Below are 12,028 nucleotides of genomic sequence, written 5' to 3'. Positions count from 1 at the left end.
CGTGCGGGCGGGGTCCTCCCCCGAGCGGACCCCCTTCGCCCGCAGAGCCCGCTCCCCGCCCACGGAGAGGTGCGTCGGTTAGCCTGGGTCGGGTCACCGTGCGCGCCGTGGGCGGGCGCGACCCGAGACGAGGAAGAGCAGACCGATGAGCGCGCGCATTCTGGTGGTCGACGACGACGCCGCCCTGGCCGAGATGATCGGCATCGTCCTGCGCGCCGACGGGTACGACGTCTCCTTCTGCGCGGACGGCTCAGGCGCCCTCGAGGCCTTCCGGCGGGCCCGGCCGGACCTGGTCCTGCTCGACCTGATGCTGCCCGGGATCGACGGGATCGAGGTGTGCCGCGCGATCCGCGCCGAGTCCGGCGTCCCCGTCATCATGCTGACGGCCAAGTCCGACACTTCCGACGTCGTGCAGGGCCTCGAGTCCGGCGCCGACGACTACATGGTCAAGCCGTTCGACCCCAAGGAGCTCGTCGCGCGGATCAGGACGCGCCTGCGTCCCGCCACCGCCGCCGCGAACGCGGTGCTGCAGGTCGGGGACCTGAGCCTCGACGTCGCCGGCCACGAGGTCCGCCGCGGCGAGACGCGCATCGGCCTGACCCCGCTCGAGTTCGACCTCCTCCTCGCCCTCGCCTCCAAGCCCCAGCAGGTCTTCACCCGCGAGATGCTGCTCGAGCAGGTCTGGGGCTACCACTACAAGGCCGACACCCGCCTCGTGAACGTGCACGTCCAGCGCCTGCGCGCCAAGGTCGAGAAGGACCCGGACGACCCCCGCATCGTGATGACCGTGCGCGGCGTCGGCTACCGCGCCGGCGCCGTCCTCCTGGGCTGACCGTGCCCCGCCTCGCCGCTCCCGACGTGCGCCGGTGGCCCCGCCGCGTGCTCGGGGTGTGGCGCACGTCGCTGCAGTTCCGCGCGGTCGCGATCACGGTCCTGCTCAGCGGCATCGCCATCGGCTCGACCGGCGTCTACCTCTCGTACAGCATCAGCGACAACCTGTTCCAGTCACGGCTGACGCAGGTCACGGGCGACACGTCGCGCGCGACCCGGGCCGCGCAGGGATACCTCGACGCCGCCACCGTCTCCACCCGCCAGGACATGGAGGAGGTGATGAGCTCGGTGCGCACCGCCGTCCGGGACGCCTCCTCCTCCGCGCTGATCGCCGTCGTGCGCTCGCCCGACCAGGAGGCGTCCTCGCTGGCGCCTCAGGACATCTACAACCGCGAGCTGCAGAACGGCGTGATCAGCGACGCGCTGCGCGAGCGGGTGCAGGCGGGCTCCGACGGGCAGTACTGGCAGTCGGTGACGCTCGACGCCTCCGGTCAGCAGCAGCCCGGCATCCTCGTCGGCTCGACCCTCGAGCTGCCGAGCTCGGCCGGGCGCTACGAGCTGTACATCGGCTACTCCCTCGCGGACGCGGAGCGCACGCTCCAGTTCGTGCAGCAGGTGCTCAACGTGGCGGGGATCCTGCTCATCCTGCTGATCGGAGCGGTCAGCTGGGTCGTCGTGCGGATCGTCGTCGCCCCGGTCCGGGTCGCGGCCGAGACGAGCCAGCGCCTCGCCGCCGGCGACTTCGACGTGCGGATACCCGAGCGGGGCCAGGACGTGATCGCGACCCTCGCCCGGTCCTTCAACGGCATGGCCGACAGCCTGCAGGACCGGATCAGCGAGCTCGCGACGCTCAGCCAGGTCCAGCAGCGCTTCGTCTCGGACGTCTCGCACGAGCTCCGGACGCCGCTGACGACGATGAAGCTGGCCGGGGACGTGCTGTACGACCAGCGCGAGGACTTCGCCCCGGTCGCCGAGCGCACGGTCGAGCTGCTGCACAGCCAGATCGACCGCTTCGAGAGCCTCCTCGCCGACCTGCTCGAGATCTCCCGCCACGACGCGGGATCGGCCGAGCTCGAGCTCGAGCCGGTCAACCTGGTGAAGCTGGCCGGCGACGAGATCGAGGCGATGCGCGGGATCGCGGAGGCGAACGGTTCCCGGCTCACTCTCTCCGCCCCGGGCGGCTACTTCGACGCCGACCTCGATCCGCGCCGCATCCGCCGGATCGTCCGCAACCTGCTGGGCAACGCGATCGAGCACGGCGACGGCCGCGAGGTCGTCGTCACCGTCGACAGCAACGCCAGCGCGGTCGCCCTCGCGGTGCGCGACTACGGGCACGGCATGAGCAGCGAGGAGGTGGTGCGCGTCTTCGACCGCTTCTGGCGCGCCGACCCGTCCCGCCGCCGCACGCTCGGCGGCACCGGCCTCGGCCTCTCCATCGCGCAGGAGGACACCGCCCTGCACCACGGCTGGCTGCAGGTCTGGTCCGTGCCCGATCGCGGCGCCTGCTTCCGCCTGACCGTGCCCCGGCACCGCGGCGAGCGGATCGAGGCCTCGCCGCTCCCGCTGCCCCCGGTCGACGCGGGCGAGCAGGCCTACAGCGGCCCGATCGTCCTCCCGCCGCTGCAGGCTCCTCCGGTCGGGGCCGCGGGGGTGCTCCCGTGAGGCGCGGCGTCCTCCGCGCCGTCGCGGCCGCCGCGCTGCTCGCGTTCGGGCTGGCCGGGTGCGCCGGCATCCCGCGGGACGGCGACGTCGGAGTCGGACGGCCCGACACCGCGCCGCAGGACCTCCAGTACGACTTCCTCCCGTCGGGACCCGCCGTCGGTGCGTCGCAGCGCGACATCCTGACCGGCTTCATCGACGCCGCGTCGAGCCCGCAGAACAACTACAAGATCGCCCGCGAGTTCCTCTCCACCGGAGCCGACTGGACGCCGGGCGAGCACGTGACGGTCGACGAGGGCCAGCGCTCCGCCTCGCCGCAGTCGGGATCCACGCTCTCGCTGACGATCACGCCCGTCGCCGAGGTCGACGCGACCGGCGTCTACACCGACGTCGCCACCACGGCCGGCCTGACCCTCGACTACGGCTTCGTCCAGGAGAACGGCGAGTGGCGCATCAGCGCGCCGCCGAGCGGCGTGGTGATCGACCGCACCACCTTCGAGCAGGTCTTCTCGACGCACGCGCTCTACTTCTTCGACCCCGGATACCAGTACCTCGTGCCGGACCTGCGCTGGTTCGCCTCGCGCGCCGACAGCTCCACCAGCACCACGATCGTCACCGAGCTGCTGCGCGGCCCCACGCCGTGGCTGCGGGACTCCGCCGCCGTCGTGTCGGCCTTCCCGACCGGGACGACGCTGGCGGCCGAGACCGTCCCGGTCGAGTCGCAGCGCGCCGTGGTGGACCTGAACCCGGCCGCTCTCGAGGCCGATCCGGCGCAGTGGCGGCTGATGGCCCTGCAGCTGAACCGGAGCCTCGCGAACGTCTCGAACGTCACCGGAGTCGCGCTCTCGGTCGAGCAGAACCCGATCGACGTCCCCTCCGAGGTCACCGGCCTGCCGACCTCGCCCCGCGTCGACACCCGGCCGCTCGTGCTGACCGACGACGCTTTCGGATTCCTCGGCTCCTCCGGGCTGGCCGGCCTCGGGATCTCGGATCGGATCGAGGCGCTGCAGCCGCGGGCCGCGGTCCTCGGCGAGCAGCGCGGGGCCGACTCGGACGCATCGGCGGCCGTGCTCACCGCCGCGGGCGTGAGCCTCGTGGAGCCCGACGGTGCCGACGTCCTCCTCGACGCGAGGTCGGGCCTCGTCGCGCCGACGATCGATCCGCTCGGGTACGTGTGGTCCGTGCCGTCGGCCTCGCCCGGGCAGCTGGTGGCGTACTCCGCGGACGGCTCGCGCTCGATGCAGGTCGCGACGGCCTGGAGCGAGGTCGAGTCGCTCGCCTCGATCGCCGTGTCGCGCGACGGCACCCGGATGCTGGCGCTCGCCCAGGACGGGCAGCAGGCCACGGTGCTGGTGGCCGGCATCACCCGCTCACGGGACGGCGACCCGGTGGCGGTCGGCGAGCCGGTCGTCCTCCGCTCGACCCTGGGGACCGCGGTCGCCGCGGCCTGGACGGACGAGCTCGACGTGGTGTCGGTCGTGCGCGGCTCGACGGGGGAGGACGCCGTCACGATGAACCTGCTCGGCGGAGGCGCCACGGCGCTCGGCACGACGACGGGCACGGTCCAGATCGCCGCGGGCAACACCTCGACCCAGGTCCGCATCCTCGCCGAGGGCGGGGAGCTCCGGCAGCAGCGGGGCTCGGCCTGGCAGACGACCGCGACGGACATCCGGCTGCTCGCGGCGCAGACCGGCATGGGGTCCTGACGGGTCCTGTCGGCGACGACGAGCCCTGTCGACGACGGCGCTCCCCGGATGATCCTCCCCAGGCGCGTCGGGCGGGCGGATCGTCCCGATCCGACGTATCAGCCCTCCGCGCCGAGGCCCGGACGGCGAGCGTGGAAGGCATGCTCTCCGATCACCTGCTCGACGCCCTCGCCGTCCTCCTCCCGCTGGAGTGCCCCGCCTGCGGAGAGCCGACGAGCCGGGCGCCCTGTCCGGACTGCTCGGCCGACGCGGCCGCCTCGGCCTGCCTGCTGACCCGCGTCGTCGGCCCGCCGGACGATCCGCTCCTCGTCATCACCGGTGCCCCGTACGAGGGCACGGTGCGCCGCCTCGTCGTCGCGCTGAAGGAGGAGGGCCGCACGGCCTGCCTCGCCCCGCTCGGCGCGCTGTTGCGTCCGGCCCTCGGCGCGGCGCTCGCCGGCAGCCCCGCGATCCTGGTCGTCCCGCCCGGCTCCTGGCTCGGCCGCGTGCGGCGGGGCGCCGATCCCGTCGCGCAGCTGGTCGCCGCGGCGGGAGGGCGGGCGGCGCGTCCTCTCCGGCGGTCGCGGATGGTCCGCGACCAGGTCGGGCTCGGCCGCGTCGAGCGGCGCGGCAACCTCGACGGGGCGTTCCGCGCCCGCCGTCCGCTCTCGTCGTGGCCGCCGGTGGTCCTCGTCGACGACGTGGTCACCTCCGGCGCGACCCTGCTCGAGCTCCGGCGCGCCGTGCGTGCGGCCGGCGGGACGGTCCGGGCCGCGGCGGCCCTGGCCGGCACCGCGCAACGAGGAGGGAACGTAGCAGCAGAATCCGGACGAACTCCCGGTGACGATCCGGTGGCCGGGGTCTACGGTGGGGGCACGGCGTGAACGGTCCGCCCCGGAGAAAGGCGGCACGCCGTACTCGACTGGGAGGTTGTCATGGACATCGACATCACAGGACGCAACATCGACATCACCGATCGCTTCCGCGCGTACGCGACGGAGAAGTCGGACAAGGTGGCGCACCTCGCCGATCGTGCTCTCGCACTCGAGATCAAGGCGAGCAGGCACGCCGAGGGCAAGGGCTCGGCCGGCGGCGACCGCGTGGAGCTGACGCTGATCGGCAAGGGGCCCGTGGTCCGGGCCGAGGCGAGCGGAGCCGACAAGTACGCGGCGTTCGACGTCGCCATCGGCCGGCTGCTCGAACGGGTGAGACGCGCCAAGGACCGGAAGAAGGTCCATCGGGGCCAGCATCGGCCGACCTCGCTCCGCGACGCGGCCGCCGACGACTTCAGCGTCGTCGCCATCCAGCCGGCCGACGCGGCGGTGCTGGAGCAGCTGAGCACAGGCGTCATCCCCGTGCAGGAGGCGCCGGAGCCGGTCGAGGACGAGGTCGAGGAGCCGTACTGCCCCGTCGTCATCCGCAAGAAGGTCTTCGCCTCCGTCTCGATGACCGTCGACGACGCCGTCGACTACATGGAGCTGGTCGGACACGACTTCTACCTCTTCATCGACTCCGACACGAACCGCCCGAGCGTGGTCTACCGCCGCAAGGGCTGGGACTACGGCGTGATCGGCCTCGGCGACGAGGCCGACGAGCTCGCCGAGCAGGCCGCCGGCTGAGATCCGACCCCGGGCCCCGGAGCATCCGCTCCGGGGCCCTCCCCGTGCCCAGGCAGGGAGTCCGCCCAGGGCGGACGCGTCGCCCCGACCGCTCGCCGCCCGCCCCGGCTAGGCTGGTCGCGGTCCGCGCTCCGGCGCGCGACTCCTGTCTTCTACTTTTTTGGAGTACCCCGTGGCCTCTGTCCTCGAAAAGGTCCTTCGCGTCGGGGAGGGGCGGGTCATCCGCCGCCTCGAGAACTACGCGAAGGCCGTCAACGCCCTCGAAGAGGACTTCACGCACCTCAGCGACGAGGAGCTGAAGAACGAGACCGTCGAGCTGCGCGAGCGCTACTCGAACGGCGAGTCCCTCGACGACCTACTGCCGGAGGCGTTCGCCGCCGTCCGCGAGGCCTCGCGCCGGACGCTCGGCCTCCGCCACTTCGACGTGCAGCTCATGGGCGGCGCCGCCCTGCACCTGGGCAACATCGCCGAGATGAAGACCGGAGAGGGCAAGACGCTCGTCGCGACCCTCCCGGCCTACCTCAACGCGATCGCCAGCCGCGGCGTGCACATCGTCACGGTCAACGACTTCCTCGCGTCGTACCAGTCCGAGCTGATGGGGCGCGTGTTCCGCGCCCTCGGCATGACGACCGGAGTGATCCTCTCGGGCCAGACCCCGGAGCAGCGCCGCGAGCAGTACTCGGCCGACATCACCTACGGCACGAACAACGAGTTCGGCTTCGACTACCTCCGCGACAACATGGCGTGGCAGGCGCAGGACATGGTCCAGCGCGGCCACTTCTACGCCATCGTCGACGAGGTCGACTCGATCCTCATCGACGAGGCCCGCACCCCGCTGATCATCTCCGGACCGGCGTCGGGCGAGGCGAACCGCTGGTTCGCGGAGTTCGCCAACCTCGCCAAGCGCCTCGACGAGGGCGAGGACTTCGAGGTCGACGAGAAGAAGCGCACCGTCGGCGTCCTCGAGCCCGGCATCGAGAAGGTCGAGGACTACCTCGGCATCGACAACCTCTACGAGTCGGCGAACACCCCGCTGATCTCGTTCCTCAACAACGCCATCAAGGCGCGCGCGCTGTTCAAGAAGGACAAGGACTACGTCGTGCTGAACGGCGAGGTCCTGATCGTCGACGAGCACACCGGCCGCATCCTGGCCGGACGCCGCTACAACGAGGGCATCCACCAGGCCATCGAGGCGAAGGAGGGCGTGCAGGTCAAGGCCGAGAACCAGACACTGGCCACCGTCACGCTCCAGAACTACTTCCGCCTCTACGCGAAGCTCTCCGGCATGACCGGAACGGCCGAGACCGAGGCCGCCGAGTTCATGTCGACCTACAAGCTCGGCGTCGTCCCGATCCCGACGAACCGCAAGATGCAGCGGATCGACAACGCCGACCTCGTCTACAAGAACGAGCAGGTCAAGTTCGCCCAGGTCGTCGAGGACATCGCGGAGCGCCACGCGGCCGGGCAGCCGGTCCTCGTCGGCACGACCAGCGTCGAGAAGAGCGAGTACCTCTCGCGCCTGCTCGCCAAGAAGGGCGTGCGCCACGAGGTCCTGAACGCCAAGAACCACGCGCGGGAGGCGGCCATCGTCGCCCAGGCCGGCCGCCTCGGCGCCGTCACCGTCGCGACCAACATGGCCGGTCGAGGCACCGACATCATGCTCGGCGGCAACGCCGAGTTCCTCGCGGTCTCCGAGATGACGGCCAAGGGCCTGAACCCCTCCGAGACCCCGGAGGAGTACGAGGCAGAGTGGGACGAGGTCTTCGCCGCCGTCAAGGAGAAGGTGGGCGAGGAGGCCGAGAAGGTCCAGGCCGCCGGCGGCCTCTACGTGCTCGGCACCGAGCGCCACGAGTCGCGCCGCATCGACAACCAGCTCCGCGGACGCTCGGGCCGCCAGGGCGACCCGGGGGAGAGCCGCTTCTACCTCTCGCTCACCGACGACCTCATGCGCCTGTTCAACTCCGGCGCCGCCGAGGCGCTCATGGGCCGCGGCAACGTCCCGGACGACATCGCCATCGAGTCGAAGGTCGTCTCGCGCGCCATCCGCAGCGCCCAGTCGCAGGTCGAGGCCCGCAACGCCGAGATCCGCAAGAACGTCCTCAAGTACGACGACGTCCTCAACCGCCAGCGCGAGGCGATCTACTCGGACCGCCGCCACATCCTCGAGGGCGACGACCTGCACGAGCGCACCCAGAAGTTCCTCGTCGACGTGATCGACGAGATCCTCGAGGTGCACACCGGCGACGGCAACGGCGACGACTGGGACTTCGACGCCCTCTGGACCGAGCTGAAGACGCTGTACCCGATCAGCCTCACCATCGACGAGGTGGTGCAGGAGGCGGGCAGCCGCGGCCGCATCAACAAGGAGTTCATGCGCCGCGAGATCCTCTCGGACGCGCAGCTCGCCTACCAGCGCCGCGAGGAGCAGCTGGGCTCTCCCGCCATGCGAGAGCTCGAGCGCCGTGTCGTGCTCTCGGTGATCGACCGCCGCTGGCGCGACCACCTCTACGAGATGGACTACCTCAAGGACGGCATCGGCCTGCGCGCGATGGCCCAGCGCGATCCGCTGGTCGAGTACCAGCGCGAGGGCTTCGCTCTGTTCCAGCAGATGATGGGGCAGATCCGCGAGGAGACCGTCGGCTTCCTCTTCAACCTCGAGGTCGAGGTGACCCAGAAGCAGGGCGAGGTCGCCGGAGTCGCGGCCAAGGGCCTCGCTCAGCCGGTCGCTCCGGCCGAGAAGCTCAGCTACTCGGCCCCGAGCGACACCGGCGGCGTCGAGGTCCGCGACCAGCGCGGACAGGTGCAGCAGGCGGCCACCGCGAAGGCCCGCGCCGAGGAGGCCCGCAAGGCGCTCCCCGAGGGCGAGGCGGAGGAGACTCCGACGACCGGCGCCTTCGGCCAGAAGCCGGGCGGCTCGGACGCCCCCGCCAACCGTGAGGAGCGGCGCGCGCAGTCCAAGCGCCGCTGAGTCCTCCCCGGACGACGCCGACGGCCCCGGTCCCGCAGCAGCGGGTGTCCGGGGCCGTCGGCGTTCCTGCGGAGGCTCGGAGCCCGCCTCGCCCGCCGTCAGGACTCGCCGCGCGCGAGGGCCGAGACGAAGCCGCCGGCGAAGGTGTCGCCGAGGCCGATCGTCGTCGGCCGGTCCGTCTCGAGGACGAGCCCGGGGACGCAGCTGGCCTCGAGCGCCGACTCCACCGCTGCGCACACCGCTTGCGAGCAGGGCTGGGGAGGGAGTCCGCCGACGCGGTCGTAGTCGGCGGCGGTGAAGCCGTCCCCGAGGAGGTCGCGGAGCTCGGTCGCGCGGATCATCTCGTCACCGACGCCCCGCCGCCCCCGGAGCTCGAGGAGGCCCTGCGCGACAGGGGAGTGGAGATCGTGCTCCCGGCCGGTGCGGCCGCCCCGGAGCGCTGACCCGCTCCTCACAGCACGTTGATCGCGGTGGCACGCCAGCGCGCGTCCGTGCCTTCGAGCCGGATCGCGACGGCCCGGCTCCGTGCGCGGTGATGCACCAGCACGACTCCCTCGACGACACCGTCCCGCGGCTCCGTGACGATCACCCGTCCGACCGTGAACGGGACGCGCTGCGCCGTCCGCTTCCGCAGGCTGCGGGCGCGGGCCGCGAGCACGACCCGCTTCTGCAGGTGGTGGTAGACCTCGTCGCTCAGCCACCGCGCGATCTGGTCGATCTCGCGCGAGCCCTCGAGGATCTCGATCACGAGGTGCGTGAGCCGGGCGAGCAGGGGCTCCGGTTCGGGCAGCTCCGCGCGGGTCGCAGGCTGCGGGGCGAAGAACTCCGCGAGGGTGAGCCGCTCCACGGCCGCCTCGGGGTCGAGGGGGAGGGTGCGGTAGTCGAAGGCGTGGAGGGGAAGGCTCATGCGGCGATCTCCTGGGGCAGGACGAGCTGTTCACGGGTCCGGGTCACCTCTCTGCTCGACGGGCGGGGCGCGCTGGGTCGGCACGCGAGGACGACCTCATCGAAGCAGTCGAGGGATGCTCATGGAAGGCAGAGGCGCAGACTGTGGATAATCGTCGGCCGTCCCGAGCTGTGGACAGCGAGCCCGGCGTGCGCCGCCCGGCCGCGCCCTAGGCTTGTCGGGTGTCGACCCTCAGTGACCTCGTCCTCTCCCACGGCCGATCCGACGAAGCGGACGTCGAATGGCTGCACCTGCTCGTCGGCGACCTGCAGCTGCTCGCCGACCTGGCCTTCGCCGACATCGTGCTCTGGGTGCCCACGGCCGACGACAGCTTCGTCGCCGTCGCCCACGCGCGCCCCAGCAGTGCGGCGACGCTCTTCTACCGCGACTTCGTCGGGCAGAGGATCAAGTCGGAGTGGCGCGCCCAGGTCGTCGAGGCGTTCGAGACGGCGCGGATCGTCGACACCTCCGCCCCGGACTGGTTCGAGGAGACGCCCACCCGCGTGCGCGCGGTGCCCGTCCTGCGCCGCCTGGGAGCCTCCGACGGCGGGACGACGGACCGCCCCATCGCGGTCGTCACACGCCACACCAACCTCAGCGAGACGCGCACGCCGAGCCGGCAGGAGTTGACGTTCAACGACTGCGCGAACGACCTCTTCTCGATGATCGCCTCGGGCGACTTCCCCGATCTGGGCGCGCCGACCGGTCCTCGCCGCGGGGCGCCGCGCGCGTCCGACGGCCTGATCCGCCTGGACGTCGACGGCGTCACCACGTTCGCGAGCCCCAACGCCCTCTCGGCGTTCAACCGCATCGGCTTCGCCGACGAGCTCGAGGGGGAGTCGCTCGCCGAGGTCACGACGAAGCTGATCGCGGGGAAGGTCGTCATCGACGAGTCGCTCCCGCTGGTCGTGACCGGCCGGGCGCCGTGGCGCACCGACATCGAGGCCCGCGGAGTGACGGTGTCGCTGCGCGCGATCCCGATCCGCGACCGCGGCGAGCGGGTCGGCGCCGTCGTCCTGTGCCGCGACGTGACGGAGCTGCGCCACCAGGAGCGGGAGCTCATCACCAAGGACGCGACGATCCGCGAGATCCACCACCGCGTGAAGAACAACCTGCAGACCGTGGCCTCGCTGCTGCGGATCCAGGCCAGGCGCACCCACTCCGACCTCGCCCGGGAGGCGCTCACGCAGGCGATGCGCCGCGTCGCCGCCATCGCGGTCGTGCACGACACGCTCTCGGAGGGGCTGAACCAGAACGTCGACTTCGACGCGGTCTTCGACCGGGTGCTGCTGCTGATCGCCGAGGTCGCCTCGACCCACAACACCACGGTGCACCCGAAGCTGACGGGGAGCTTCGGCAACCTGCCCAGCGAGTACGCGACTCCGCTCGCCCTCGCCCTGACCGAGCTGGTCACCAACGCCGTCGAGCACGGCCTGGCCGGACGGGAGGGCGACGTGGAGATCGTCGCCTCGCGCAGCGACGACGAGCTCACAGTGAAGGTGCGCGACACGGGCGTCGGGCTGCCGGAGGGCAAGGTCGGATCGGGCCTGGGCACGCAGATCGTGCGCACGCTCATCCAGGGCGAGCTCGGCGGCACCATCGACTGGCACACGCTGGTCGGGCGCGGCACCGAGGTCACCATCGAGGTGCCGCTGCGGTGGCTGGAGCGCGCCCGCTCCTGAGCCCGGAGACGACGCGACCCCCGCTGCCGAGAGGCGACGGGGGTCGGGGTCGTTCGTGCCGCCGAGCGGCTCGTGCGCCTAGGAGGCGCGGCGTGCGCGGGCGGCGCGGCGCTTCAGGGCGCGACGCTCGTCCTCGCTGAGGCCGCCCCACACGCCCGAGTCCTGGCCGGTCTCGAGGGCGTACTGGAGGCAGACCTCGGTGACGGTGCAGCGTGCGCACACCGACTTCGCCTTCTCGATCTGGTCCACGGCCGGGCCGGTGTTGCCGACCGGGAAGAAAAGCTCGGGGTCTGCGGTGAGGCAAGCGGCCTTGTCGCGCCAGTCCATGCGGGTGCTCCTTGTGTGAAGGCGTGCGTGGAGGAACCACGCAGTGTTCGGGTGGGATGATCGATCCACGCCGACGATCCCGACCAGTACTCGACCTCCGCGCCCTCACCGGCGCACGCCACGAGGCCCCGTGCTGGAGCGCGGGGTGGATCGGGGTGGTGGACGGGAGAACGCTCGGTTCTTGCCGGTGCACTCGACGCGATGCGCGAGCACTGCGTCGGCCACCCGGCTCCAGTGCTGGTCATCCGGCTCGCCCCCGTGCCTGACGGCGCGGCGGGATCGGATGTTCACATCGGCGGAAACCCACGACC

General features: G+C 72.0%; 10 protein-coding genes. 7 read left to right on the top strand and 3 right to left on the bottom strand.

Annotated features, from left to right (window positions below; translation table 11 throughout):
* Window positions 1-145 precede the first annotated feature (145 nt).
* From mtrA to secA, 6 genes are all read left to right on the top strand, one after another.
* Window positions 146-832, top strand: a complete 687-nt coding sequence (gene mtrA, locus C5C55_RS02570; protein ID WP_104232798.1) for an MtrAB system response regulator MtrA — start codon at window positions 146-148, stop codon at window positions 830-832.
* 2 nt (window positions 833-834) lie between these two features.
* On the top strand, window positions 835-2,493 hold the full coding sequence (gene mtrB / locus C5C55_RS02565) for an MtrAB system histidine kinase MtrB (protein WP_244229464.1): 1,659 nt from the start codon (window positions 835-837) through the stop codon (window positions 2,491-2,493).
* On the top strand, window positions 2,490-4,196 hold the full coding sequence (locus C5C55_RS16440) for an LpqB family beta-propeller domain-containing protein (RefSeq protein WP_181067739.1): 1,707 nt from the start codon (window positions 2,490-2,492) through the stop codon (window positions 4,194-4,196). Before mtrB ends, C5C55_RS16440 begins: the two co-directional genes overlap by 4 nt.
* A 140-nt stretch (window positions 4,197-4,336) precedes the next feature.
* Entirely contained in the window at window positions 4,337-5,059 is a 723-nt protein-coding gene (locus C5C55_RS02555; protein ID WP_104232797.1) for a ComF family protein, read from the top strand.
* A 51-nt stretch (window positions 5,060-5,110) separates the two neighbouring features.
* Entirely contained in the window at window positions 5,111-5,794 is a 684-nt protein-coding gene (hpf, locus tag C5C55_RS02550) for a ribosome hibernation-promoting factor, HPF/YfiA family (protein WP_104224131.1), read from the top strand.
* A gap of 172 nt (window positions 5,795-5,966) precedes the next feature.
* The gene (gene secA / locus C5C55_RS02545) at window positions 5,967-8,762 is read left to right on the top strand and encodes a preprotein translocase subunit SecA (protein ID WP_104232796.1); all 2,796 of its coding nucleotides are present in this window, start codon (window positions 5,967-5,969) and stop codon (window positions 8,760-8,762) included.
* Window positions 8,763-8,860: 98 nt separating this feature from the next.
* On the opposite strand, the gene C5C55_RS02540 is transcribed toward secA, so the two are convergent.
* Entirely contained in the window at window positions 8,861-9,103 is a 243-nt protein-coding gene (locus C5C55_RS02540; RefSeq protein WP_146078409.1) for a carbohydrate kinase family protein, read from the bottom strand.
* Window positions 9,104-9,213: 110 nt separating this feature from the next.
* Window positions 9,214-9,669: an Rv3235 family protein gene (locus C5C55_RS02535; protein ID WP_219812255.1), complete on the bottom strand. Its 456-nt coding sequence runs from the start codon at window positions 9,667-9,669 to the stop codon at window positions 9,214-9,216.
* Window positions 9,670-9,890: 221 nt separating this feature from the next.
* Here C5C55_RS02535 and C5C55_RS02530 point away from each other — a divergent pair, with 221 nt between their 5' ends.
* A complete protein-coding gene (locus tag C5C55_RS02530) occupies window positions 9,891-11,390 on the top strand; it encodes a sensor histidine kinase (protein ID WP_104224128.1) in 1,500 nt (499 codons plus the stop codon).
* Between the two features lie 78 nt (window positions 11,391-11,468).
* On the opposite strand, the gene C5C55_RS02525 is transcribed toward C5C55_RS02530, so the two are convergent.
* On the bottom strand, window positions 11,469-11,717 hold the full coding sequence (locus C5C55_RS02525) for a WhiB family transcriptional regulator (RefSeq protein ID WP_055788231.1): 249 nt from the start codon (window positions 11,715-11,717) through the stop codon (window positions 11,469-11,471).
* Window positions 11,718-12,028 lie beyond the last annotated feature (311 nt).

This window comes from Rathayibacter sp. AY1C2 (genome assembly GCF_002931195.1).
Taxonomy (GTDB): domain Bacteria; phylum Actinomycetota; class Actinomycetes; order Actinomycetales; family Microbacteriaceae; genus Rathayibacter.
This window is presented reverse-complemented; position numbering and strand designations above follow the sequence as displayed.